The organism is Pseudomonas prosekii, assembly GCF_900105155.1.
In the GTDB taxonomy this organism is placed as follows: domain Bacteria; phylum Pseudomonadota; class Gammaproteobacteria; order Pseudomonadales; family Pseudomonadaceae; genus Aquipseudomonas; species Aquipseudomonas prosekii.
Map to the genome: position 1 here is coordinate 1,513,656 of NZ_LT629762.1, position 23,489 is coordinate 1,537,144.

The following is a 23,489-nucleotide window of genomic DNA, read 5'->3' on the forward strand; positions in this document are numbered from 1 at the left end:
CCGCCATGCTCCGCCCTACCCTTCGCTTCGCCGGCCTCTGTGCAGGCTTGATGATTTCCGCCAGCGCGCTGGCGTTGTCGCTCAGTGATCTGTCGCAACAGGACGCTACCGGCGGCCTGAAAGACGCTTTGACCCAAGGCGCGCAACTCGCCGTCAAGCAACTCGGCACGCCGGGCGGCTTCAGCAACAACCCCGAGGTGAAGATCGAGCTGCCGGGCAAACTCGGTAAAGTCGCGAGCAAAATGAAGGCTTTCGGCATGGGCGCGCAGGTCGAGCAACTGGAAACCAGCATGAACAAAGCGGCGGAAACTGCCGTGACCCAGGCTCAGCCGATCCTCGTGGATGCGGTGAAGAAAATGAGCGTGGCCGACGCCAAGGGCATTCTCAGCGGCGGCAAGGATTCGGCGACGCAATACCTCGACAAGTCGAGCCGCGAACAGATCCGCGCGAAGTTCATGCCGATCGTCAAACAAGCCACCGACCAGGTCGGCCTGGCCAAACAATACAATTCCTTCGCCGGCCAAGCCGCGACGCTGGGTGTGCTCGACGCGAAGAGCGCCAACATCGAAAGCTACGTGACCGAACAGGCGCTCAACGGCTTGTTCGAGATGATCGGCAAACAGGAAGAAACCATCCGCCAGAACCCGGCCGCCGCCGCCACCAGCCTCGCCAAAAAAGTCTTCGGCACGCTGTAAGCGCAATGCCAAACCCCGTAGGAGCGAGGCTTGCCCGCGAAGGGGCCGTGTCAGTCGATATTGCAGTCGCCTGACAAGCCGCCATCGCGAGCAAGCTCGCTCCCACAGGGGATTGCTGGCTTGCCCGAAATTCGCAGCCACCGCAGCGCTAATGTAGGAGCGAGGCTTGCCCGCGAAGGGGCCGTTTCAGTCGATATTGCAGTCGCCTGACAAGCCGCCATCGCGAGCAGGCTCACTCCCACAGGGGATTGGTGGCTTGGCCCGGATATCGCAGGCACCACAGACCCACTGTGGGAGTGAGCCTGCTCGCGATAGCATTTGACCCGTCAACAATGCGCTATCTGTCACCCCGCCCTAGCCAACAGACTCGCTTCCATAAACGCTCCGGTAAACCCGCTGACCGCCCTGGCGATGATCGAGCTTTGGAAGTCGATGAAGTACGTCAGGTCCAGGCCATCCGCCTCGCTGTTCAGATAAGAGCGTCCATATTTCACCGGCGCATTACGCAGCAGCGTGCTGATGGTGATGTAACGGAAACCCGAATAGTCATGCTTGAACATCACCCAATAAAACAACGCTCGCGCGACCCGACCGTTGCCGTCGCGAAAAGGGTGTTCATAACCCACCGCAAAATGCAGCGCGATGGCTTGGATCAGCGGATGCAGACAACCAGCCTGATCAGGGTCGTGCTGCAATTGATTGATCCACTTTGCCAGCGCCTGCAAGCGCACTGACAACCCCTCTGCAGGCGGCGGAGTATGGACGGTGTTGCCCTCGCCATCCTGCACTACCACTTCATCGTTGAACCTGAAAATACCCGGCGAATACTGCTGGTCATGAATTCCTTCAACTCCGACGCGATGCATCGCCGCGATCAGTTCAACGCTTAGCGGTTCGTGGCGTTTCTCCCAGGCGAAACTCATCATTTTGTAATTGCCGATCACCATGCGCTCGTCGGGCGTGCGCGGCAGGCGTTGGCGTCTGAGCATGTCCTTGGCCACCGGCGTGGTGGTCGCTGCACCTTCCAGTTGGCTACTGCTGATCGCCTCATCCTCGATCAGATCAGCGAGCAGATAACTCAAATGCGCGTGCTCGCCGATCTGCTTCGCCATGTAATCAAGTGCCGCCGTAGTGGCGTGCCGGTCAACCGCCGTAATCGCCTTTTGCGCCGTCGGCGTCATCACAAAGTTAGCCAACTGCGCTGGGGCACCCAATGCCAGCAGGCGGACGAACTGCGCAGCGCGCGCTTTCTTCACCAACGCCCAACAGAGGTGAGCGTCCAATCCGGGCGCCCAGCGATAGCGCAACTCGGCAAACGGCAGGTAGCGCCCGCGCTCATCCAGAGGCTTGAGCAGCGCCAGGTAATCCGCCAGGCGCGCCTTGTGCGGCGCTTGCGCCAGCAGGTCAAACACCGGGTCAGTCCGGCCCTTGAGGGCGGGTGGCTTTTTCATCACGACTGTCTCGGCGGCGGCAAAAAACGAGCCTCGAGTACACCATTGAGCCGGGGCCGACTCAATATCGGAGCATTCTGAAAAAGCTGTAGGAACAAAAACCTGTGGAAGCGAGCTTGCTCGCGATAGCGGTTAGCCAGTCAGAAATGTATCGACTGACACAACGCCATCGCGAGCAGGCTCACTCCTACAGGGGGATTGGTGGATTGCCCGAATATCGCAGCCACCGCAACTCTACTGTAGGAGCGAGGCTTGCCCGCGAAGGGGCCGTGTCAGTCGATATTGCAGTCGCCTGACATACCGCCATCGCGAGCAAGCTCGCTCCCACAGGGGATTGGTGGCTTGCCCGAATATCGCAGCCACCGCAGACCTACTGTGGGAGCGAGGCTTGCCCGCGAAGGGGCCGTGTCAGTCGATATTGCATTCGCCTGACACAACGCCACCGCGAGCAGGCTCGCGCCTACAGGGGATTGCGTAACCCCTGTGGGATTCGTCGCGCGCTTATGCAGGATCTTTCTTGATGCGGAACCACGCCGCGTACAGCGCCGGCAGGAACAGCAAGGTCAGCGCCGTCGCGACGATCAACCCGCCCATGATCGCCACCGCCATCGGCCCGAAGAATACGCTGCGCGACAGCGGGATCATCGCCAGTACCGCCGCGAGTGCGGTCAGGACGATTGGCCGGAAGCGTCGCACCGTCGCTTCGATAATCGCTTGCCAGGGTTTCAGTCCGGCGGCGATGTCTTGCTCGATCTGGTCGACGAGGATTACCGAGTTGCGCATGATCATCCCCGACAGCGCGATGGTTCCGAGCATGGCGACGAAACCGAACGGCTGGCGGAACACCATCAGGAACAGTGTCACGCCGATCAATCCCAGTGGCGCTGTGAGAAACACCATCACCGTGCGTGAGAAACTTCGCAGCTGCAGCATCAGCAACGTCAGCACCACCACGATGAACAGCGGCACGCCGGCCTTCACCGAGTTCTGCCCGCGCGCCGAGTCTTCAACGGTGCCGCCGACCTCCAGCAAATAGCCATCCGGCAGTTCGGCGCGGATCGGCTCGAGGGTCGGCAGAATCTGCTGCACCAGCGTCGCCGGTTGTTCCTTGCCATAGATGTCGGCGCGAATGGTCACGTTGGGCAGGCGATTGCGGTGCCAAATAATGCCCTCCTCAAAACCATATTCCAGCGTAGCGATCTGCGACAGCGCGACGCTTTTACCGTTATCGGTCGGCACCGCCAGGCTTGGCAGCAACGACAGTTCGGTACGCTCATGCACGGTGCCGCGCAGGAGGATTTCGATCAATTCGTTGTCCTCGCGGTATTGGCTGACGCTGGACCCGGTCAGCGAACTTTGCAAAAACTTCGACAGGTTGGCGGTGCTGACGCCCAACGCGCGGGCGCGGTCCTGATCGACGTTCAGGTACACCACTTTGCTCGGCTCTTCCCAGTCCAGATGGACGTTGACCACGTGGGAATTTTCGCGAACCTTGGTCGCCACTTTCCGCGCCAGCGCCCGAACTTCCTCGATGTGTTCGCCGGTGATGCGGAACTGCACCGGGTAACCCACCGGAGGGCCGTTTTCCAGACGGGTGACGCGCGAACGCAGGGCCGGAAATTGTTCGTTGAGGGTTTCGATCAGCCAGGTGCGCAGGGTTTCGCGCTCCTCGATGGTTTTCGCCAGGACTACAAATTGCGCGAAGCTCGCTGCAGGCAATTGCTGATCCAGCGGCAGGTAAAATCGCGGAGAACCGGTGCCGACGTACGCCACGTAATTGTCGATGCCGGCGTGATCCTTCAACAACGCTTCGAGGCGTTTAACCTCTTCAGCGGTGTTGCTCAGCGATGCGCCTTCGGCCAGTTTCAAATCGACCATTAATTCCAGACGTCCCGAGGCCGGGAAGAATTGTTGCGGGACAAAACGAAACAACACGATGGACGCGAGAAACAGCACCACCGTCAGCGTGATCACCGTTTTGCGCCAGCGCACGCACCATTCCACCAGGCGCCGGACGCGCTGATAAAACGGCGTGGCGTACGGATCCGGTTGCCCGGCGCCGTGTTTGGCGGCATGAATCTTCGCCAGATCCGGTAGGAGTTTTTCCCCCAGATACGGCACGAACACCACGGCAGCGATCCACGATGCCAACAGCGCGATGGTCACCACCTGAAAGATTGATCGGGTGTATTCACCGGTGCCCGATTGCGCGGTGGCGATCGGCAGGAACCCGGCAGCGGTGATCAGCGTGCCAGTGAGCATCGGGAACGCAGTGCTGGTCCAGGCATAACTGGCGGCTTTGATCCGGTCGAAACCCTGCTCCATTTTGATCGCCATCATTTCCACGGCGATGATCGCGTCGTCCACCAGCAACCCCAGCGCCAATACCAGCGCGCCGAGGGAAATCTTGTGCAGGCCGATGCCGAGGTAATACATGCAGGCGAACGTCATCGCCAACACCAGCGGAATCGCCAGTGCGACGACCATGCCGGTGCGCACGCCGAGCGAGAAAAAGCTCACCAGCAACACAATGGCCAGTGCTTCGACCAGCACCTGAACGAACTCGCCGACACCGGTTTTCACCGCCGCCGGCTGGTCGGACACTTTGCGCAATTGCATGCCGGCCGGGAGGTTTTTCTGGATACGGTCGAATTCGATTTCCAGCGCTTTGCCGAGCACCAGAATGTCGCCACCGTCCTTCATTGCGACGGCCAGACCGATCGCGTCTTCGGCCATGAAACGCATGCGTGGCGCCGGCGGATCGTTGAAACCGCGGCGCACGTTGGCGACATCGGAGATGCGGAACGTACGATCCCAAACCCGAATCGGGAAGTTTTCTATCTGCTCGACTGTCTGAAAATTCCCCGTGACGCGTAGCTGCAATCGCTCGCTGCTGGTTTCGAAAAATCCGGCAGTCGACACCGTGTTCTGTTGTTCCAGCGCTTGCTGCACGGCGGCCAACGGCAAACCGAGGGTGGCGAGTTTGACGTTGGACAGTTCGATCCAGATCTTCTCGTCCTGCAAACCCAGCAAGTCGACTTTGCCGACATCCTTGACCCGTTGCAGCTGAATCTGGATGCGGTCGGCGTAATCCTTGAGCACCGCGTAATCAAAACCGTCGCCGGTCAGGGCGTAGATATTGCCGAACGTGGTGCCGAATTCATCGTTGAAAAACGGCCCTTGAATGCCCGGCGGCAATGTTTGGCGAATGTCGCTGATCTTCTTGCGCACCTGATACCAGAGCTCCGGAATCTGCGCTGAATGCATCGAATCGCGGGCGACGAAGGTGACCTGGGACTCGCCCGGGCGCGAGAACGAAACGATGCGCTCGTACTCGCCGGTTTCCATCAGCTTCTTTTCAATGCGCTCGGTGACTTGGCGCGAGACTTCCTGCGCCGTCGCGCCCGGCCAGTTGGTGCGAATGACCATGGCTTTGAAGGTGAACGGCGGATCTTCGCTTTGTCCGAGTTTGGTGTAGGAAAGCGCGCCGACGATGGCCAGCAAGAGCATCAGGAACAGTACGATCTGACGGTTACGCAGCGCCCATTCGGAAAGATTGAAACCCATCGGGGATTACTCCTTTTCCGCCAGATCGACGACCCGGTTGGAGCGATCCACCGGGCGCACTTGCTGCCCGTCGTGAAGCACATGCACCCCGGCGGCCACCACCCAATCGCTGGCACTCAAGCCTTCGAGCACCGGCACGCTTTTCTCGCCAAACGCGCCGACGCGCACTGGGACTTTTTTCAGGATGTTGTTGGCGCCGACCACCCACACATAGGTCGCGCCGTTTTCCGCAGTGACCGCCGACAACGGCACCGACAGCGAGACCACGGCGGCGGATTGGATAAACACGCGGGCGCTCTGGCCCAGTTCGGCCGGGACTTTGCCGGCGGTGAAGGCAATGCGCGCGGCGAAAGTGCGCGATTTTGGATCGGCCGCTGGCGACAGTTCACGGATGCGCCCGGTGAAACGCTGATCGGGTTGCGTCCACAGCTCGACGGACACCGGTTGATCGACCTTGAAGCGCCCGAAGTTCTGTTCCGGCAGGCTGATCAACACTTCGCGCTCGCCATCGGTGGCGAGGGTGAACACGGTTTGCCCGGCCGCCACGACTTGCCCGACTTCGACCGAACGCTTGGCGACCACGCCATCCTGTGGCGCGCGCAACACCGCGTAACTCGCCTGATTGGTCGAGACGCTGAATTCGGCTTTGATTTGTTTGAGGCGCGCTTCACCGGATCGGTAAAGGTTTTCGGAATTGTCGTACGCGGATTTACTGACCATCTGACGGTCCATCAGCGTTTTGTAGCGATCACGCTCGGCGCGCACCAGGCTCAGATTGGCCTCGGCGGCGGCCACTTGGGCGCGCGTAGCTTCCAGTTGCAGGCGCACATCTTGCGGATCAAGTTCCGCGAGGGGCTGATCAGCCTTGACCCGTTGGCCTTCCTCGACCAGTCGTCGGCTGACTTTGCCGCCAATGCGGAAGGCCAGCTCCGGTTCATAGCGTGCACGAACCTCGCCGGGATAACTTTCCATGGCCTGAGCCGAAGGCTGCGGTTGCACCACCATGGCCGGTCGCACGCTGACTTGCGGCACCTCCTCGTGGCCGCAGGCCGACAATAAAAAAGCCAGGCTGACTGGCAACGCGAGGGGCAAGGCATAGCGCAACATGGCAAACGACCTTTCGCTAATGGTGCTTGGAATAATTATACTGGCCGGTATGTTATTAATAGCAAACTCACCAGTCCAGTATTAAAAGCGAAGAATGTCGAACAATCTTTCAGCCTCAAATGGTCCGGGTCGTCCCAAGGATCTGGCCAAGCGCCAGGCCATCCTTGATGCGGCGAAAATTCTGTTTGTGAGTAACGGCTATGCCAATACCAGCATGGACGCGGTGGCAGCCGAGGCCGGGGTGTCCAAGCTCACGGTCTACAGCCATTTCAACGACAAGGAAACGCTGTTTTCCGCCGCTGTCGCCGCCAAGTGCGAAGAGCAATTGCCTACGCTGTTTTTCGAATTGCCTGACGGCGTTTCGGTAGAAACGGTGCTGTTGAATATCGCGCGCGGGTTTCATCAACTGATCAACAGCGATGAATCGGTGAACCTGCATCGCTTGATGATCAGCCTCGGCAGCCAGGATCCGAAGCTGTCGCTGATCTTCTTCGAGGCCGGGCCGAATCGCATGTTGACCGGCATGGAGCGCTTGCTGGGCAGGATCAATCAGAACGGCGCGCTGAGCATCGACAAACCGCGTAATGCGGCCGAGCACTTCTTCTGCCTGCTCAAGGGTGCGGGGAATTTTCGTTTGTTGTACGGCTGCGGCGAGCCGGTGGTTGGCGACGCGGCCGAGAGCCACGTGCGCGAGGTGGTGGAGTTGTTTATGCGGGCGTACCGGCCTGAGATTGTTGGCGCCTAGTCGGGCGCCTTCGCGGGCAAGCCTCGCTCCTACAGGGTTCGCGCAGATCCTGTAGGAGCGAGGCTTGCCCGCGAATGGAGCGACTCGGTATCAGGGCTTGAGCGCTTTCTTCGGATAAATGTCGTAACGACTGGATTTGCCATCCAGCGCATGACTGGGTTTCGGCCCGGCGATGCACGGCGCCTTGCGCGGTCGCTTGACCACCACCCGATGGCTGGCCAGCGCCAGCGCCGCTTCGAGCAATGCCGGGGCATCCGGGTCATCACCGACCAGCGGGCGAAACAGGCGCATTTCCTTCTTCACCAGCGCGGTTTTCTCACGGTGCGGAAACATCGGATCGAGATAAATCACCTGCGGCGGCTCGCCCTCCCAGTTACGCATCACCTCAATCGAATTGCCCTTGAGCAAACGCATCCGCGCAACGATTGGCGCCACGTCGAAATCTTCTGCAGCACGCGACAGACCGTCTTCCAGTAAGGCGCCGATCAGCGGCTGACGCTCGATCAGGCTCATCTCGCAACCGAGACTCGCCAGCACAAACGCATCCTTGCCCAGCCCCGCCGTAGCGTCCAACACCCGTGGGCGCACGCCTTGGGCGATGCCGACAGCCTTGGCAATCATTTGCCCGGTGCCGCCGCCGAACAACCGACGATGCGCCGCGCCACCTTCAACGAAGTCGACCCGCACCGGCCCCGGCGCGTCCGGCCCCAGTTGTTGCAACTGCAAACCCTGCTCGCCCACTTGCAAGGCAAACTCGCCGTCAGCCACCTGCATCGGCAACCCCAGGCGTTCGGCCCACTGCTCGGCTTGTGGCTGAAATGCCGGGGCCGAGGCCTCGACATGGATGCGGCAGGCCGCAGGTTGTTCAATCATGGGGAAAAGTGCTCAAAAAATTAATGATCGGCAAAAAACGTCCGATAACAAAACTATCGAGCATTTTGCCAGAGCTGAGCGTCGACCGAGAAAAATGTCAGACATTCAAACCACATCCGTAGGCTACATATCGCGTCATGGCGATTATGCACTGCGAAATTCCCAGGCACTGAGCGGCGTCAGTCACCTATGGCAAGATTTCTTTGCCCAGGCGCTGGCCGAACAGTCGAGCGGTGTGGTGCCTGCCTGCGGGACTTTTCCCCCGGTTGATCTGCAAAGCCCGGTCGAGCCAACCGTCGGCAGCGAGCTCTACGCGCACATTGTTTCCCAGCGCGAATGCGATGTGACAGAAACCCAGGTCAAACCGCCAGAGCCGCTGTTCCTGCCGATTGCCGAGTTCGAAATGGACCTGGCCGACAAACCGTTCCCACCGTTCCCGCCGGAAGAAATCGTCGCGCAGCAGCAACAGCAGAACTTCGAAAGTGGCTGGGTGCGTCCCATCGTGCTCACCGCTGGCCAGCCTGTGCCAGCCGCCGGCCCGGCACCGCAACCGCGCCCGCTGCACTTGCCGATTGCCGAATTCGAACTGCACCTGCTGGACAAACCGTTCCCGCCGTTCTCGCCGCAAGAGCTGGTCGAGCAGCAGAAACAACTTGATTTCGATAACGGTTGGGCACGCCCGATCGTCCTGCAAAACCTGCGCATCGCCGCCTAAACCCCTCGCAACAGATGCTCCAGCAGCAAATCCGCTAGCGACAGACCGACCAACCCCCGACATCCACGTGAAAGTGATTACGATGCGCGGCGTTGTAGTCCGGGCTCAACACCACACTGAACATCTCGCAGGCGCCATCGCGGACCTGACGTAGAAACTGCGCGTCCTTATTGTCCTTCGGCCAGTCCTTGAGCACGTTGACCGAGCGCCCGTCCGCCAGGCGAAAACCGGCGATGTCCAGGGCATTGGCGCTGGCATGCTGGCTGCGCGCGCCGTTCTCGCGGTTGTACATGTTGCGGCAGGCAAAACTGCCGAGGTGATCGACCCGCGTCACGGCTTGGCCGTAAACCGCCTGTGACGCCGGTTGCAGGGCGTGGCGCTCGAACAGGGCAAACGCCACCGCCAACGGACAACTGGCGAGGAAACTGCTGCTCAGGGCCACCTCCCCGCCCTGCACGCGCAGGGTGTTGGTCAGCGGGCAGGTCGCGTCGGGGCTGTCGGCCTGACGGCTGGTGCGCAATCCGGAACTGCTCAACGCCTGATCGCACAATTGCGCATCGCTGCGCAGACGCATCAGCTTGTAGCGGGTGAGAAAATTCGGCGCAGCTTTCACGTCCAGCGGCGCCCACGGATTCCATTGCGCCGGCACGGCCACCCAGCCACGCCAGACGCTCACGCCGGCCGCGCCGACGAGCAACAACAGCAGCAACCACAACAACCGCCACCCACTCAAACGCATGGTCAACCTTTGAATAATTGATTGGCCTGCGCGTAAGGCATCGAGCGCGCGGTGAAATCGAAAGTGCCAGAAGTCTTGATCTCTTCGGCGGCGCGGAAGAACTCGCCGTACGCCGCCAAGGCCAACGCCGAACCGACGCTGATGCGCTTGACGCCCATCTCGCTGAGTTGCGCGACGGTCAACTGGAGCCCGCCGGACATCAACACATTCACCGGTTTCGGCGCCACCGCGCGGACCACCGCCAACACGTCTTCGGCGCTGCGCAGGCCCGGCGCATACAGCACGTCGGCGCCGGCCTCGGCGAAGGCTTGCAAGCGTTGAATGGTGTCGTCGAGATCAGGATTGCCGTGCAAAAAGTTTTCGGCGCGCGCCGTCAGGGTGAACGGGAACGGCAAACTGCGCGCCGCGGCGACCGCAGCTTTGACCCGCGCCACCGCATTGTCGAAACCATAGATCGGCGCTTCCGCTCGGCCGGTGGCGTCTTCGATCGAGCCGCCAACCGCGCCCGCCTCCGCCGCGCGCAAAATGCTCTGCGCGCATTCCGCTGGATCATCTGCAAAGCCGTTTTCCAGATCGACCGCGACCGGCAGATCGCTGGCCGCGACAATCGCGCGGACGTTGGCCAAGGTGTCGTCGAGGGTCAACGCGCCATCCGGGCGGGCGTTGGAGAACGCATAACCGGCGCTGGTCGTGGCCAGCGCCTCGAAGCCCAGGCTGGCGAGCATTTTCGCCGAGCCGGCGTCCCACGGGTTGGGAATGACAAAGGCCTCTGCGCGTTCATGCAGTGCTTTGAACGCCTGGGCTCGAAGGGTTTGCGCATCCATTGGCAGCTCCTGAGAAGAGGGAAATCCGCTTCAGAGCAGGCCAAGTTGCTCGGCGGCGGGCTCTCTATATAGCTCAGGCAGCGGCGGCAAGCCAGGCAAACGCGTCATCAGTTTTGCGTGAAAGCGTTGCGCCAGTTTCGCCGCCAGCAGATTGTCGGCGGTGTGCAGGAAGATATACGGCGTGCGCCCCTCTTCGATCCACGCGGCGATTTTTTCGACCCACGGCACCAGGAACGGATCGTTGGCCTCCAGTTGCGGATGGCCGATAAAACGCACCTGCGGAAACTGCGTGAACGCTGCCGGGCGCGTCGGCACGTTGGGCTTTTTCGCCTGCGCTTCGAGCACCGAAGGCGCGGTCGAGGTGCAACTGAACAGCGCGCGCGAATCGAGGCAAATGCGCTCGACACCGCGGTCAAGCAACATCCGGTTGAGCATGCGTTCGGCGTCGCCCTTGGCGAAGAATTCACGATGACGCACTTCAATTGCCAACGGTCGGTCGACGGCGTCGATAAACCCGGCCAGTTCCGCGAGGCGTTGCGGCGTGAAGCTTTTCGACAATTGCAGCCAGATCGGCGAAACCCGCTCGCCCAACGGGCTGAGCAGTTGCAGGAAGGTCTCGACCGCAGTCAGTTGCTCGCGCAGGTCGCCGCTGTGGCTGATGTCGCCGGGGAATTTGGCGGTGAAGCGAAAGTGTTCAGGCATGGTTTCGGCCCAGCGCTGCACGGTGCCGGCAGCCGGGCTGGCGTAGAAGGTCGTATTGCCTTCAACGGCGTTGAACACTTGAGAATAGAGGCTGAGGAATTCGCCGGGTTTTGCGTCTTGCGGGTAGAGGTGGTCGCGCCAGGCGTTTTCACTCCAGGACGGGCAACCGAGGTAGTAAGGCAGCAGCATCAGATGTAGAGGTCGAGGCCCAACACATCGGCATCCCAATCAACAAAACCGGCGGTGCTAAGGTAGCTGGCGAGCGCCATCGCGACGCTTTTGCTCATGGCGCGGTGGTAAAGCATGTCTTGCTGACGGGCGGGGAGATTGCTCAAGCGTTGCGCGGAGGCTTTGGCGGCGCGAGCGGCCATTTGCTCTTCGGACGGAAATTCCAGCTCGCCGTCGATGTCATCGACAGACTCTTCCACCACGACATTGCCTTTGCGAGGCTTGCGCTTGATGGGGTAGGACTGAGAGGAAAGGCCGTCTATACGCATAAGTACATGCTCGGTATCGATGATGGCAGTTTAGTGGCGCGCGGACCACTTCGCAAACAGCCGAGTGATAACTAGAACACATAAAAGCAAAAAGGTTTAAAGCGAAGGGGTAAAACTGACGATTGGCTAATGCTGAAATACCAATTGTGGCGAGGGGGCTTGCCCCCGTTGGGCTGCGAAGCGGCCCCAAATTCCTTCAGACACACCGCGTAAGCAGGTTTTACGACTGCTGCGCAGCCGAACGGGGGCTTGCCCCCTCGCCACAAAAGCCCCTCGGTCAACGTGCTTTCGGGGTCGCAACCTTATCGCGCAGATAAACCGGCTGCGCCTCGTCCGCGACGATGGCCTCGCCGCGCTCCCAGGCAAATCGCGCCAGGGTCAGCAAGTCTTCGGCGTGCGGCAACATCGTCGCGTCCTGCCCGCTCAGGCTGACGCCAATACGCTCGGCATACCCCCAACCAGTGCCCGCGCCGAACCATTCGCCGCTGGCATCGGCCGGCAATGCCGCTACTTCCGGCGGCAATACCGCTTCGTTGCCGACCAGCCGCATCTCCCCCGCCGTCTCGCGGTAGCAGCCCCAATACACTTCATCCATCCGCGCATCGATGGCCGCCGCGACCTGACTTACGCCGTGTTCGCGGTAAGCACGCTGGGCCAGCACGGCCAGATTCGACACCGGCAACACCGGGCGCTCCAGCGCAAACGCCAGACCCTGGACCACGCCGATGGCAATGCGCACACCGGTAAACGCGCCCGGCCCTCGGCCAAACGCAATGGCATCGACCGCTTGCAGCGTGGTGCCGGCGTCGGCGAGCAGTTGCTGAATCATCGGCAACAACTTCTGCGCGTGCAGGCGCGGGATCACCTCGTAATGGCTCGTAACCTTGCCGTCATGCAGCAAGGCAACGGAGCAAGCTTCGGTCGCGGTGTCCAGGGCCAGCAAGGTGCTCATCGATGTTTCCGTAAGAGAGATCAGAAAAGGGGCGCCAGTATAAACAACTACGGCCCGCAAGCGGGCCGTAGAAGATGAAGCGATTCAGACTTTTCAGCTCAGCGCTTCAAGCACCTTGCCAGTGATCGCTTCAACCGAGCCAACACCTTCGACGTGGCTGTACTTCGGTTTGCCTTGAGCGGTGGACAGCTCCTGGTAAAACTTCACCAGTGGCTCGGTCTGCGCGTGGTAGACCGAGAGACGATGACGCACGGTTTCTTCGGTATCGTCTTTGCGTTGCACCAGCTCGTCGCCGGTGATGTCATCTTTACCGGCAATTTTCGGCGGGTTGTAAACAACGTGGTAAACGCGGCCGGAAGCTTCGTGAACACGACGACCAGCGATACGTTGCACGATGTCTTCGTCTTTGACGTCGATTTCCAGAACGTGGTCCAACTCTACGCCAGCCTTCACCAGGGCTTCAGCCTGAGGAATGGTGCGCGGGAAACCGTCGAACAGGAAACCGTTGGCGCAATCAGCCTGGCTGATGCGTTCCTTGACCAGATTGATGATCAGGTCGTCGGAGACCAGACCACCGCTGTCCATGACGCTTTTGGCGACCAGGCCCAGCTCGGTGCCGGCCTTGACCGCTGCACGCAGCATGTCGCCAGTGGAGATTTGCGGAATGCCGAATTTCTCGGTGATGAACTTTGCCTGAGTACCTTTACCGGCCCCCGGAGCTCCCAGCAGAATGACGCGCATCGATGTGCTCCTCAAATTTTTATATGGATAACGTCAGATTCGCCTCTTGGGGCCAATCTCAAAAATAGGGTCGTGTGGCCGCCCAAACGGCCAAAGGCTGATCAAGATACACAGCAGGCCTTGCCCACACAAGCCGCCGAAAGTCGGAGAAACCCGCGGCCATCGCGACCTTGCGCGGAGGTGACCCTAGTCGCAACCCCGTCATTAACTGTCGCCTGCCGGACATCTGGCGCGGTTCGCCGGCAGGCACCCGCTCCCCGCGCCAGGTGCCTGAGCCCGCAGCAAAAACCTTAGCCGGTATTGCGCAAACCGGCGGCGATCCCCGCCACAGACACCAGCAGCGCCTGTTCTACCGGGCTGCCCTGCGCCACTTCCTGTTGCCGTGAACGCGCCAGCAACTCGGCCTGCAATAGATGAAGCGGGTCGAGGTAGGTGTTGCGCAAACGGATGAATTCCAAGGTGTCGGGGCTATGTGCCAGCAGTTGCGACTGGCCAGTCAAGCCAAGCACCACGGCGCACGCCTGCGACAATAGGTCGCGTAAATGCGCACCTAAAGGAAGCAGATCAGGCTCGACCAGACGCGCATCGTAAGATTGCGCAATGTCGGCGTCAGCCTTGGCCAGGACCATTTCCAGCATGTCGATGCGCGTGCGAAAGAACGGCCACTGCTCGCGCATCTGCCCCAGCAACTCGCCTTCGCCGCGTTCCAGCGCCTTGCTCAGCGCCGCTTCCCAGCCAAGCCAGGCCGGCAGCATCAGCCGCGTCTGGGTCCAGCCGAAAATCCACGGAATCGCCCGCAGGCTTTCGATCCCCCCAGCGCGACGTTTGGCCGGACGGCTGCCCAACGGCAACCGACCCAGCTCCTGCTCCGGCGTCGACTGCCGGAAATACTCGACGAATTGCGGATTCTCGCGCACCACGGCGCGGTAAGCAGCGACGCCATCGGCGGCCAATTCGTCCATCAGATGCCGCCAAGCAGGTTCCGGCGGTGGTGGCGGTAGCAAGGTCGCTTCGAGCACGGCGGCCAAGTACAGATTGAGGTTTTGCTCGGCGATGTCCGGCAGGCCAAATTTGAAACGAATCATTTCTCCCTGCTCGGTGGTGCGGAAACGCCCGGCCACCGAACCCGGTGGCTGCGACAGAATCGCCGCGTGCGCCGGACCGCCGCCACGACCCACCGTGCCGCCGCGACCGTGAAACAACAACAGTTCCACTTGTTGTTCGCGGCAGATATCAACCAAACGCTCCTGCGCCCGATACTGTGCCCACGCCGCCGCCGTGGTCCCGGCGTCCTTGGCCGAGTCGGAATAGCCGATCATTACTTCCTGCGGCCCGTGCAGGCGCGCGCGATAACCCGGCAGCAGCAGAAGTTTTTCGATCACCGGCCCGGCATTGTCGAGGTCAGCGAGGGTTTCAAACAGCGGCACCACGCGCATCGGCCGCAACACGCCGGCCTCTTTGAGCAACAGTTGCACGGCGAGCACGTCGGACGCGGCGCCAGCCATGGAGATCACGTAAGAGCCGAGGGACGCGCCCGGTGCGGCGGCGATTTCGCGGCAAGTGGCCAACACTTCGGCAGTGTCGGCGGACGGTTTGAAGTGCGCCGGCAGCAGTGGCCGACGGTTGCTCTGTTCGCGCATCAGGAACGCAATGCGCTCTTCTTCGCTCCAGTCTTCGTAGCGACCGAGGCCGAGGTAATCGGTGATTTCAGTCATGGCTGCGGTGTGCCGCGACGAGTCCTGACGCACGTCGAGGCGCACCAGGAACAAGCCGAACGTCACTGCCCGGCGCAAACAATCGAGCAACGGCCCGTCGGCGATCACGCCCATGCCGCACTCGTGCAGCGAGTTGAAACACAGCTCCAGCGGCTCAAGCAGATCGCGGTTGTTTTGCAGCACATCGGCGGGGGCCGGGGTGGTTTGGCTCAGCGCCGCATGCGCCCAATTGCGCGTGGCGCGCAGGCGTTCACGCAATTGCTTGAGCACCGCGCGGTACGGTTCGGCGCTGTCGCCAGCCTTGGCTTTCAGGGCGTCGCTGGCCTGCTGCATGGACAATTCGGCGGCCAGATGATCGACATCGCGCAAGTACAAATCGGCGGCCATCCAGCGTGCCAGCAGTAGCACTTCGCGCGTGACGGCGGCAGTGACATTCGGGTTGCCGTCGCGGTCGCCGCCCATCCACGAAGCGAAGCGGATCGGCGCGGCTTCCAGCGGCAGGCGCAGGCCGGTCGCGGCGTGCAGCGCCTGGTCTGCCTTGCGTAAATAATTCGGAATGGCTTGCCACAGCGAATGCTCGATCACCGCGAAACCCCATTTGGCTTCGTCAACCGGTGTCGGACGGGTGCGGCGGATTTCTTCGGTGTGCCAGGCTTCCGCGATCAGGCGCTGCAATTTTGCCTGGATCTGCTCGCGCTCGGCGCTGGTCAGGTCGCGGTGATCCTGCGCGGCCAGTTGCGCGGCGATCGCGTCGTATTTCTGGATCAGCGTGCGCCGCGCGACTTCGGTCGGGTGCGCGGTCAGGACCAGTTCGATTTCCAGTCGCCCAAGTTGTCGGGCGAGTGATTCGGCGCTGTGACCTTCGCCGCGCAGGCGCGCCAGCAGTTCCGGCAGAACCCGTGCTTCGAACGGCGCCGGTTGCGATTCTTCGCGGCGATGAATCAGCTGATATTGCTCGGCGATATTGGCCAGGTTGAGGAACTGGTTGAACGCCCGCGCCACTGGCAGCAATTCGTCTTCGCTCAACTGGTTGAGGCTGGCGCTGAGTTCGGCGTCCATCGAACCACGACGGTCGGCCTTGGCGCCCTTGCGGATCTGCTCGATCTTGTCGAGAAAACCCTCACCGTACTGTTCACGAATGGTGTTGCCCAACAGCTCACCCAGCAGGTGAACGTCCTCGCGCAAGCGTGCATCAATATCGGTCATCAGCAGTTCTCCAGCAAAAAATCCGGGTGACCTTAGCGCCATGCATTGGCGTTAGTGCATTGGACTTAGAGAGTGCCGTTGTAGAACGCTTCTTACAAGCAAACGACCAAGTGACTTTAAACCTTGTGGGTAAAAGCTAGTCTCAAGAGTAAGCCGCACAACGGCTGCCGCCGCGCACGATTGCGGCATTCACCCTGCCTGCCGACCGCAGGCATGTCATGAGGTCATTATGAAAATCCGTGAGCTAGCCCAGCATTGGGAAGAAAACGCCAAGGGTCGCCTGACCGACACTGGCTACACGATTCATCTGGACGTGGAAGCTGCCGCCCGCCTGGCGGCAATCACCGAAATGTACCCGAAACGGCATCCCGAAGAGCTGCTGGGCGAGTTGATCGGCGCGGCGCTGGAAGAGCTGGAAGCGAGCTTTCCGTACGTGAAAGGGCAGACCGTGGTTGCCACCGATGAGGAAGGCGATCCGTTGTACGAGGACGTCGGTCCAACCCCACGTTTTCTGGCGTTATCGCGTCGGCATTTGCATGATCTGGCGTCGGTTGAGGACGAGCAGAAACACTGATTCAGCGTAGGTAAAACTGTGGGAGCGAGCTTGCTCGCGATAGCGGCGGATCGGTCGAAATATTGTCGACTGACACAGCGCTATCGCGAGCAGGCTCACTCCTGCATTGGTTTTTGTATCCCCTCAAAAACGTGGGTTGCCGGGGCTCGAAAAGTCTGGCCATACCACTGCGCACCTCGAAAGTTCCCGATCTAGAGCCTTGTCCGCTCAGTCAAATTTTTTTTAGGCAATGGGCCATCTTCTCTGAACTTTTGAAAAAGCGCTCGGGTCGTACCCTGTAACCACGCCTGGTACGGCCGTTTCAAATAAGCTTTTGAAAGTTCGGTTACGGCTCCAAAAACCAGGATGGATTAGAAGTTTTTCAGGAGTTATCCAATGGAGTTGAAGACCATGAAGACCAGCACTGCCAAATCCTCGTTTACCAACCTGCGCGGTCTGAAACTGGCTGCACTGGCTATCGGCAGCACCTTCGTACTCGCCGGTTGCGCCGGGAACCCGCCGACCGAGCAATACGCCGTGACCCAATCTGCCGTGAACAGCGCTGTCAGCGCCGGTGGTACTGAATTCGCAGCTGTGGAAATGAAGTCCGCTCAGGACAAGCTGAAACAAGCTGAAATCGCCATGCACGACAAGAAGTATGAAGAAGCCCGCACTCTGGCCGAACAAGCCGAGTGGGACGCTCGTGTAGCCGAGCGCAAAGCTCAGGCGATGAAAGCCGAGCAAGCAGTCAAGGATTCCCAGAAAGGTGTTCAGGAACTGCGTCAGGAAAGTCAGCGCACTGTGCAGTAAGCGCGCATCCGGACCACACGCCTGAAGCTCTTATCGATAGAAAGGACGAATTATTATGCGTAAACAATTGATGATCCCCGCTCTCCTGGCCGCAAGCGTTGCACTGGCAGCCTGCTCGACGCCACCAAACGCTAACCTGGAACAGGCTCGCGTCAACTATTCCGGCCTGCAAGCCAACCCGCAAGCAAGCAAAGTTGCCGCGCTGGAAACCAAAGACGCCAGCGATTACCTGGACAAGGCCGACAAGGCTTACCAGGACAAACAAGACCAGGCCAAAGTTGACCAACTGGCTTATCTGACCAATCAGCGCGTTGAAGTGGCCAAGCAGACCATCGCTCTGCGCACCGCTGAAAACAACCTGAAGAACGCCGCTGCCCAACGTGCCCAGGCCCGTCTGGACGCTCGCGATCAGCAGATCAAGCAGCTGCAAGACAGCCTGAATGCCAAGCAGACCGATCGCGGTACGCTGGTGACTTTCGGTGACGTGCTGTTCGCTACCGACCGTGCTGACCTGAAATCCAGCGGTCTGGTGAACATCAACAAACTGGCGCAATTCCTCCAGGAAAACCCTGATCGCAAAGTGATCGTCGAGGGTTACACCGACAGCACCGGTACTGCGAGCCACAACCAGTCGCTGTCCGAGCGCCGTGCCGGTTCTGTGCGCACTGCTCTGGTGAAAATGGGCGTGGATCCAGCGCGCATCGTTGTTCAGGGTTATGGCAAGGAATACCCGGTTGCTGAAAACACCAGCGCCTCGGGTCGTGCGATGAACCGTCGTGTGGAAGTGACCATTTCCAACGACAACCAGCCTGTAGTGCCACGTTCGGCAGTGACCTCGAAGTAAGACCTTCGAAGTAAATCCGTCGAACCAAGCCTTACGCTGTAACGCAAAAGCCCCGTCTGAGTGATCAGGCGGGGCTTTTTCGTGGGTGCTGGTTTTGTAGCGATGATCGGCACCTGTCAAGTGTGACAGTAGGCAAACGAGCCCACTTGCGCAGTTAATCGCGCAGCGCCTGACCCAACGGCGTGACGGAGCTTGACCGATGAAATACCTGAAAGGATTTTGGTTACTTGTCATCGCCGCCAGTCTGGCAGCGTGTATCCCCTCGCCTTCCCTTACGCCGGCAGCGGCGCCTGTTTCCAGCGACGCGGTTGCGACCGACACTCCCTTGCCGCGTGCGGGGATCAATCAGCGGCCGATCACTGGAGTGAAAACCGCGCTACTGCTCGCGGCGCATTGGCCCGGGGACCGTGAACTGGACATGGCAGACCTGTATGAAACCAGTTTCTCCGGCAAGCCCCGCTCGCTCACTCATTACTTGCTGAAAGCGTCCGGCGGCAAACTGGTCCTCAAAGGCACGACAATCTCCGCGAGATTTACCGAGCCGGTTCCGCCCGAGGGGTTTTGGGGTGAAATCAGCACAGGCAAAGCGGCGGCACGCGCCCAGGGTTATGAGCCGGATGACTACGACTACTTTTTCGTCGCGCACAACGACGGCGTCGGCGGCGCGCAAGGTTCGATGCCGGGAAACAATATCGTCATGCGCGATCAGCCGTATGCCGGCCACTACTTATGGGCGCATGAGTTCGGGCATAACCTGGGCTTCAGCCATGAGAATAAATTTGGCGGGATTTTCGACACTTACATCAACTGTCCCGGCCGAGGCTTGGACATTGATGCCCCGACGGGCTGCGCGACCAAGCGCTATGGCGATTCCGGCGATCCGGTGCAGGGCTCGAAATCGGTACAAGCGCTGTACCCGGCGCACAACCGTTGGTACGCCGGTTGGCTCGACGATACGCAAATGGCCGTGATCAAACAGACAGGCCTGTATCGACTGGGCGCTCTCGGCAGCGCCGGACCGCAGTTGTATCTGCTCGATCGCCCCGGCAGCAACGCCACGCAACCGTTGCAGATCGCCCTTGAGTACCGCCAACCGGGCCCGCCCTACGATAACTTTCCCGCCAATGACAATCGGGTGAATGGCGTATGGCTGCGTTACACCACGCTGACCACGCGCGTCGATAACGTGCAACTGGATGGCACACCCGAGACCGTTTCGACTGACGATCCCGCACTATTGGTCGGGCGAGTCTTCAATGATGTGGCGGCGAAATTGAAAATTCAGCTCTGTTCGAACGACACGCGCGGCGCGACGATTGCCGTCGCTCTGGATGATCAAGCGTTGCCGACGTGCGCGCCGTTGCTGCCGTTTGCCTTTATTGCACATCCGACGTTGGCTGAACGCACCAGCCACAAGCCATTCGTTTCCGGAACCGGCTTGCCCGGCACCACGGTGATCGTTGAGAAAATCGACGATGGGCATATGGTTGGCGTTGTCGGTTCGGCGATTGTCAGGGCGGACGGCCAGTGGTCGACGCAGGTTGATCAGGCGCTGGCCGCGGGTCCGCAACGATTGGCGGTGTACACGACCAATCCGGGCAGCACAAATGGCGCGAGCGGCTATTCGCAGGTGTTCACGGTGATTGATGCACCGCCAGCGGCCATCGTCCACATGCCCGCCAACAACTCACAAACCGCGCCTTACCCGACGTTCTCCGGCACCGGTTTGGCCGGGGCGGTGGTCTTGATAAGGGAAGTGGTCGCCGGCCAGCCATCGGACGTTATTGCCACGGCGTCGGTGGATGAAAAAGGCAACTGGTCGGTGCAAAGCCAGACGCATGCTTCGAAAGGCCACTACACGGTGATGTTCATCCAGAACAACGGGGATCGGCAGTCAACGGCTAATCCGACGCGTAGCTTTTGGGTGACTGCGAAGGCGCGCGCCAACCTGTAGGAGCAAGGCTTGCCCGCGGATGCGCCGGGTCAATCAACATTGGTGTTGAAGCTGATGACCTCTTCGCGGGCAAGCCTCGCTCCTACAGATATCAGCGGTGGCTGCGGTTATTGCTCGAGTTTTTGCGGGGTGTCCTGGCCCATGCAGCGCACGGCTTTTTTCTGGGCGTTGATCAAGACGCCGGTCAGGCCTTTCTGTTCGGTGTCGAACAGCACCAGCACGCCATCGACGCATTGCGCGACTTGCGGCGCCGGTTGCAGGGAGATTTTGTAGTCTTCGCCCGGCACGGTTTTGAGCATGGTGAATTCGCTGAGCAGCAAGGCATCTTCGGGTTTGGCGAAGTGCAGGTAGCCGTAGTACCACAGCACGCCGACGGTGCCGATGATGGTGCCGATACCGGTGAGGATTATCGGGATCAGATTGCGTTCTTCACTCATTGCGGACTCTCTGGTGGTTCATCTTTGGAATTCAGGGGCACCGGGTAATTGGGGATTTCGCCCAGCCGGCGCAGCCCGTTGAAATGCTGCGGGTCTTCGAGGTAACGCAGCATCACCTGGCGCCAGGTCGGGTCGGCGAAGGTCTGCACATGACCGCCACGGGTCAGTTGCAGCACGCGCGGTGGCGGCGCAGCTTGATACAGACGAATGCCGTTGGAAAGGGGCACGAGCGCGTCGTCGATGCTGTGGAAGATCAGTTTTGGCACGCCATTGAGCTGCGCCATCGAGTTGATTGCGCTGTCGCCGTCCGGCACCAGCCACGACAACGGCACCTGCAATGGCCAGGTCAGCCACGAGGTGGTCAGGGCAAATCGGCCGACATCGCGATAGCTCGCGGGCGCGCCGTCGAGGATCAACGCTTTGAGTTGGGGCTGGCGCTGCGGGTGCTGGACCAGGTAATGCACGGCCATCGCACCGCCGAGACTCTGGCCGAGAACGATCAGCGGTTTGCCTTTGACTTCGGGGGCCTGGTCGAGCCAATTGAACGCGGCGTCGATGTCCTGATAGATCGCCGGCAGGCTCGGTTTGCCTTCCGACAGCCCATATCCGCGGTAGTCCACCAGCAACACTTGGTAACCCTCTTTCGGCAACCACCAACTGCCGCCGAGGTGATACGAGAGGTTGCCGCCATTGCCGTGCAAGTGCAGCACCGTGCCTTTGACCTCGACGCCTTTTGCCGCCGGCAGCCACCAGCCATGCAGCTTGAGGCCGTCGGCGGTGGTCAGGGTGACGTCGCGAAATTCGATTTTCGCCCGGTCAGGAGTAAACGGCTGGCCCGGTTCCGGGTAGAACAGCAGTGAGCTGCAGCCGGTCAAGGTCAGCGTCAGGAGAAGGCAGGCAATGCCGAGGATTCTCATCCTTTGAAACCTCGCAGAAATAGGATTCGAAATACGCCGCCAATATGTAGGAGCAAGGCTTGCCCACGATGAATGCGCCTCGGTCTACTTGAAGACCGCGTTATCGTTCATCGCGGGCAAGCCTTGCTCCTACAGGGGGAAGCGTCATTACAAAATATTGGAATAATCCGCTTCGATCCGGTCCAGGCTCAGGTGGTTGAGGAAGTTGGAGAAGCACATCCACGCCGACAGCGCGTTCATGTCGCGGAACTGTTCCGGCAAATACTTCGGCGCCACCACCAGCCCTTCGTCGACCAACTGACGCAAAGTGCGCATGTCTTCCAGCGTGGTCTTGCCGCAGAACAGCAGCGGCACTTGCTCCAGTTTGCCTTTACGCACGGCCAACTGAATGTAGTTGTAAACCATGATAAAGCCCTTGAGGTAGGACAAGTCTTTGGTAAACGGCAGGCCATTGGGCACCGAACCGCGGAACACCCGACTGGCGTTGCCGTAGCTTTCACCCATTTCGAAACCTTGCTCGCGGAAGAATTCGAAAACCTGCAGGAAGTCGGCGCCCTCCTCGACCATGTGGATCGCGCGGGTGCGGTTGGTCAGTTTGCGCAAACGGCTCGGGTACGAGGCGAACGTGATGATCTCCATCAAAATCGCCAGGCCTTCCTGCGTCACGGTGGACGATGGCGGACCTTTCGACAGGAAGGTGCAGATCGGCTGATTCAGGCCGTTGAGCGTGGTGCCGACGTGCACCAGACCTTCATGGACTTCGAGCGCGCGCACGTCACGGTCGTTGAACATCGCGTCGGCGCGGATCTTGATGTAGTCGGCGCCCGCCGCTGCGTCAGCGACGATGCCGTCGGATTCGAACACGCGAATGGTTTCCTCGGCCTCGCCAAACACCTTGTTCAGCCGATGTTGCAACAGGCTGACGGCGTCCTTGGCGGTGAGGGTTTTCGGCTCGTCCTTGAGGTCGCCACGGCCATCGATGTTGTTCAGGTAATCCGAAAGCATCAGGCCAAGGTCGGCCAAGGTCGGGTCGCCGGCGTGAAACGCATCGGACGCGGCGCCGTACAGTTCCTGCGAAATCAGGCCGAAATCCTCGGTGCCGCGCGCTTCGAGCATGCGCACGACCATGCGGTATTCCTTGCACATGCGCCGCATGATCTGGCCGACCGGGTTGAACTGGCCGAGCTGACGGGTGATGTCGCGCTCGATGTTCTGGAATTCCAGTTTGACCTTGCTGGAGTCGAAGGCCAGTGGGCGATTGAGGTAATAGTCGCGGTCAACGGCGGGCATTTCCTTGCCTTTGGCCTTGAGGAAACCCTTGCGGATGCTGTCGTCCCACTTGACGGCATCGAGGACGCGAATCGGCGTCTGCGCCAGCACTATTCGATCGGACAAAATGCGTATCGTCTGCTGGTAATCGTCCACCCGAAACTCCTGTAGTAAAA

The 23,489-nt window shown here is 60.4% G+C and carries 21 protein-coding genes; 7 read left to right on the forward strand and 14 right to left on the reverse strand.

Annotated elements, in window-relative coordinates; genetic code table 11:
• Nucleotides 1–5 precede the first annotated feature (5 nt).
• Nucleotides 6–695: a DUF4197 domain-containing protein gene (locus BLU01_RS07135; RefSeq protein ID WP_092272652.1), complete on the forward strand. Its 690-nt coding sequence runs from the start codon at nucleotides 6–8 to the stop codon at nucleotides 693–695.
• Nucleotides 696–1,039: 344 nt separating this feature from the next.
• On the opposite strand, the gene BLU01_RS07140 is transcribed toward BLU01_RS07135, so the two are convergent.
• The 3 genes from BLU01_RS07140 to BLU01_RS07150 all read right to left on the reverse strand — a co-directional run bounded on the left by BLU01_RS07140 (nucleotide 1,040) and on the right by BLU01_RS07150 (nucleotide 6,820).
• Nucleotides 1,040–2,146 (reverse strand): Fic family protein, encoded by a 1,107-nt coding sequence (locus tag BLU01_RS07140; RefSeq protein ID WP_092272655.1) that lies wholly within the window; start codon nucleotides 2,144–2,146, stop codon nucleotides 1,040–1,042.
• A 501-nt stretch (nucleotides 2,147–2,647) separates the two neighbouring features.
• Nucleotides 2,648–5,713, reverse strand: a complete 3,066-nt coding sequence (locus tag BLU01_RS07145; RefSeq protein WP_092272658.1) for an efflux RND transporter permease subunit — start codon at nucleotides 5,711–5,713, stop codon at nucleotides 2,648–2,650.
• A gap of 6 nt (nucleotides 5,714–5,719) precedes the next feature.
• Nucleotides 5,720–6,820: an efflux RND transporter periplasmic adaptor subunit gene (locus BLU01_RS07150; RefSeq protein WP_092272661.1), complete on the reverse strand. Its 1,101-nt coding sequence runs from the start codon at nucleotides 6,818–6,820 to the stop codon at nucleotides 5,720–5,722.
• A gap of 94 nt (nucleotides 6,821–6,914) precedes the next feature.
• On the opposite strand from BLU01_RS07150, the gene BLU01_RS07155 reads away from it, so the two are divergent.
• Nucleotides 6,915–7,565: a TetR/AcrR family transcriptional regulator gene (locus BLU01_RS07155; protein ID WP_092272664.1), complete on the forward strand. Its 651-nt coding sequence runs from the start codon at nucleotides 6,915–6,917 to the stop codon at nucleotides 7,563–7,565.
• 90 nt (nucleotides 7,566–7,655) lie between these two features.
• Here BLU01_RS07155 and BLU01_RS07160 read toward each other — a convergent pair whose 3' ends face one another.
• Nucleotides 7,656–8,438, reverse strand: a complete 783-nt coding sequence (locus BLU01_RS07160; RefSeq protein WP_092272667.1) for a class I SAM-dependent methyltransferase — start codon at nucleotides 8,436–8,438, stop codon at nucleotides 7,656–7,658.
• 94 nt (nucleotides 8,439–8,532) lie between these two features.
• Here BLU01_RS07160 and BLU01_RS07165 point away from each other — a divergent pair, with 94 nt between their 5' ends.
• Nucleotides 8,533–9,153, forward strand: a complete 621-nt coding sequence (locus BLU01_RS07165) for an energy transducer TonB (RefSeq protein ID WP_092272670.1) — start codon at nucleotides 8,533–8,535, stop codon at nucleotides 9,151–9,153.
• A 34-nt stretch (nucleotides 9,154–9,187) separates the two neighbouring features.
• Here BLU01_RS07165 and BLU01_RS07170 read toward each other — a convergent pair whose 3' ends face one another.
• From BLU01_RS07170 to ppc, 7 genes are all read right to left on the reverse strand, one after another.
• Nucleotides 9,188–9,892, reverse strand: coding sequence for an extensin-like domain-containing protein (locus tag BLU01_RS07170; protein ID WP_092272673.1), 705 nt, complete (start codon nucleotides 9,890–9,892; stop codon nucleotides 9,188–9,190).
• A gap of 2 nt (nucleotides 9,893–9,894) precedes the next feature.
• A complete protein-coding gene (locus BLU01_RS07175; RefSeq protein WP_092272676.1) occupies nucleotides 9,895–10,716 on the reverse strand; it encodes an isocitrate lyase/PEP mutase family protein in 822 nt (273 codons plus the stop codon).
• A 30-nt stretch (nucleotides 10,717–10,746) separates the two neighbouring features.
• The gene (locus BLU01_RS07180) at nucleotides 10,747–11,607 is read right to left on the reverse strand and encodes a DUF72 domain-containing protein (protein ID WP_092272678.1); all 861 of its coding nucleotides are present in this window, start codon (nucleotides 11,605–11,607) and stop codon (nucleotides 10,747–10,749) included.
• Entirely contained in the window at nucleotides 11,607–11,915 is a 309-nt protein-coding gene (locus BLU01_RS07185; RefSeq protein ID WP_092272681.1) for a hypothetical protein, read from the reverse strand. The genes BLU01_RS07180 and BLU01_RS07185 overlap by 1 nt, the downstream gene beginning before the upstream one ends.
• A 277-nt stretch (nucleotides 11,916–12,192) precedes the next feature.
• On the reverse strand, nucleotides 12,193–12,867 hold the full coding sequence (tsaB, locus tag BLU01_RS07190; RefSeq protein WP_092272684.1) for a tRNA (adenosine(37)-N6)-threonylcarbamoyltransferase complex dimerization subunit type 1 TsaB: 675 nt from the start codon (nucleotides 12,865–12,867) through the stop codon (nucleotides 12,193–12,195).
• 93 nt (nucleotides 12,868–12,960) lie between these two features.
• Entirely contained in the window at nucleotides 12,961–13,608 is a 648-nt protein-coding gene (gene adk, locus BLU01_RS07195; RefSeq protein ID WP_092272687.1) for an adenylate kinase, read from the reverse strand.
• 290 nt (nucleotides 13,609–13,898) lie between these two features.
• Nucleotides 13,899–16,529, reverse strand: a complete 2,631-nt coding sequence (gene ppc / locus BLU01_RS07200; protein WP_092272692.1) for a phosphoenolpyruvate carboxylase — start codon at nucleotides 16,527–16,529, stop codon at nucleotides 13,899–13,901.
• A 229-nt stretch (nucleotides 16,530–16,758) separates the two neighbouring features.
• On the opposite strand from ppc, the gene BLU01_RS07205 reads away from it, so the two are divergent.
• From BLU01_RS07205 to BLU01_RS07220, 4 genes are all read left to right on the forward strand, one after another.
• Complete coding sequence (locus BLU01_RS07205) at nucleotides 16,759–17,103, forward strand: pilin assembly protein (RefSeq protein WP_092272696.1); 345 nt, start codon at nucleotides 16,759–16,761, stop codon at nucleotides 17,101–17,103.
• Nucleotides 17,104–17,478: 375 nt separating this feature from the next.
• Entirely contained in the window at nucleotides 17,479–17,892 is a 414-nt protein-coding gene (locus BLU01_RS07210) for a DUF4398 domain-containing protein (protein WP_092272699.1), read from the forward strand.
• Between the two features lie 55 nt (nucleotides 17,893–17,947).
• Nucleotides 17,948–18,736 (forward strand): OmpA family protein, encoded by a 789-nt coding sequence (locus BLU01_RS07215; RefSeq protein WP_092272702.1) that lies wholly within the window; start codon nucleotides 17,948–17,950, stop codon nucleotides 18,734–18,736.
• Between the two features lie 199 nt (nucleotides 18,737–18,935).
• A complete protein-coding gene (locus tag BLU01_RS07220; protein WP_092272705.1) occupies nucleotides 18,936–20,690 on the forward strand; it encodes a hypothetical protein in 1,755 nt (584 codons plus the stop codon).
• Between the two features lie 107 nt (nucleotides 20,691–20,797).
• Here the strand turns inward: BLU01_RS07220 and BLU01_RS07225 are convergent, their stop codons facing one another.
• The 3 genes from BLU01_RS07225 to BLU01_RS07235 all read right to left on the reverse strand — a co-directional run bounded on the left by BLU01_RS07225 (nucleotide 20,798) and on the right by BLU01_RS07235 (nucleotide 23,469).
• Nucleotides 20,798–21,127, reverse strand: a complete 330-nt coding sequence (locus BLU01_RS07225; protein WP_092272708.1) for a hypothetical protein — start codon at nucleotides 21,125–21,127, stop codon at nucleotides 20,798–20,800.
• Nucleotides 21,124–22,044 carry an alpha/beta hydrolase gene (locus BLU01_RS07230; protein WP_092272711.1) on the reverse strand — a complete coding sequence of 307 codons (921 nt, stop codon included), beginning with the start codon at nucleotides 22,042–22,044 and terminating at the stop codon, nucleotides 21,124–21,126. Before BLU01_RS07230 ends, BLU01_RS07225 begins: the two co-directional genes overlap by 4 nt.
• A gap of 147 nt (nucleotides 22,045–22,191) precedes the next feature.
• Nucleotides 22,192–23,469: a flavohemoglobin expression-modulating QEGLA motif protein gene (locus BLU01_RS07235; RefSeq protein WP_092272714.1), complete on the reverse strand. Its 1,278-nt coding sequence runs from the start codon at nucleotides 23,467–23,469 to the stop codon at nucleotides 22,192–22,194.
• Nucleotides 23,470–23,489 lie beyond the last annotated feature (20 nt).

What these genes read in the sequence shown, in the direction of transcription:
- BLU01_RS07135 (WP_092272652.1), top strand. Translation starts at nt 6, where the DNA reads ATGCTCCGCCCTACCCTTCGCTTCGCCGGCCTCTGTGCAGGCTTGATG.
- BLU01_RS07140 (WP_092272655.1), bottom strand. Translation starts at nt 2,146, where the DNA reads ATGAAAAAGCCACCCGCCCTCAAGGGCCGGACTGACCCGGTGTTTGAC.
- BLU01_RS07145 (WP_092272658.1), bottom strand. Translation starts at nt 5,713, where the DNA reads ATGGGTTTCAATCTTTCCGAATGGGCGCTGCGTAACCGTCAGATCGTA.
- BLU01_RS07150 (WP_092272661.1), bottom strand. Translation starts at nt 6,820, where the DNA reads ATGTTGCGCTATGCCTTGCCCCTCGCGTTGCCAGTCAGCCTGGCTTTT.
- BLU01_RS07155 (WP_092272664.1), top strand. Translation starts at nt 6,915, where the DNA reads ATGTCGAACAATCTTTCAGCCTCAAATGGTCCGGGTCGTCCCAAGGAT.
- BLU01_RS07160 (WP_092272667.1), bottom strand. Translation starts at nt 8,438, where the DNA reads ATGATTGAACAACCTGCGGCCTGCCGCATCCATGTCGAGGCCTCGGCC.
- BLU01_RS07165 (WP_092272670.1), top strand. Translation starts at nt 8,533, where the DNA reads ATGTCAGACATTCAAACCACATCCGTAGGCTACATATCGCGTCATGGC.
- BLU01_RS07170 (WP_092272673.1), bottom strand. Translation starts at nt 9,892, where the DNA reads ATGCGTTTGAGTGGGTGGCGGTTGTTGTGGTTGCTGCTGTTGTTGCTC.
- BLU01_RS07175 (WP_092272676.1), bottom strand. Translation starts at nt 10,716, where the DNA reads ATGGATGCGCAAACCCTTCGAGCCCAGGCGTTCAAAGCACTGCATGAA.
- BLU01_RS07180 (WP_092272678.1), bottom strand. Translation starts at nt 11,607, where the DNA reads ATGCTGCTGCCTTACTACCTCGGTTGCCCGTCCTGGAGTGAAAACGCC.
- BLU01_RS07185 (WP_092272681.1), bottom strand. Translation starts at nt 11,915, where the DNA reads ATGCGTATAGACGGCCTTTCCTCTCAGTCCTACCCCATCAAGCGCAAG.
- tsaB (WP_092272684.1), bottom strand. Translation starts at nt 12,867, where the DNA reads ATGAGCACCTTGCTGGCCCTGGACACCGCGACCGAAGCTTGCTCCGTT.
- adk (WP_092272687.1), bottom strand. Translation starts at nt 13,608, where the DNA reads ATGCGCGTCATTCTGCTGGGAGCTCCGGGGGCCGGTAAAGGTACTCAG.
- ppc (WP_092272692.1), bottom strand. Translation starts at nt 16,529, where the DNA reads ATGACCGATATTGATGCACGCTTGCGCGAGGACGTTCACCTGCTGGGT.
- BLU01_RS07205 (WP_092272696.1), top strand. Translation starts at nt 16,759, where the DNA reads ATGAAAATCCGTGAGCTAGCCCAGCATTGGGAAGAAAACGCCAAGGGT.
- BLU01_RS07210 (WP_092272699.1), top strand. Translation starts at nt 17,479, where the DNA reads ATGGAGTTGAAGACCATGAAGACCAGCACTGCCAAATCCTCGTTTACC.
- BLU01_RS07215 (WP_092272702.1), top strand. Translation starts at nt 17,948, where the DNA reads ATGCGTAAACAATTGATGATCCCCGCTCTCCTGGCCGCAAGCGTTGCA.
- BLU01_RS07220 (WP_092272705.1), top strand. Translation starts at nt 18,936, where the DNA reads ATGAAATACCTGAAAGGATTTTGGTTACTTGTCATCGCCGCCAGTCTG.
- BLU01_RS07225 (WP_092272708.1), bottom strand. Translation starts at nt 21,127, where the DNA reads ATGAGTGAAGAACGCAATCTGATCCCGATAATCCTCACCGGTATCGGC.
- BLU01_RS07230 (WP_092272711.1), bottom strand. Translation starts at nt 22,044, where the DNA reads ATGAGAATCCTCGGCATTGCCTGCCTTCTCCTGACGCTGACCTTGACC.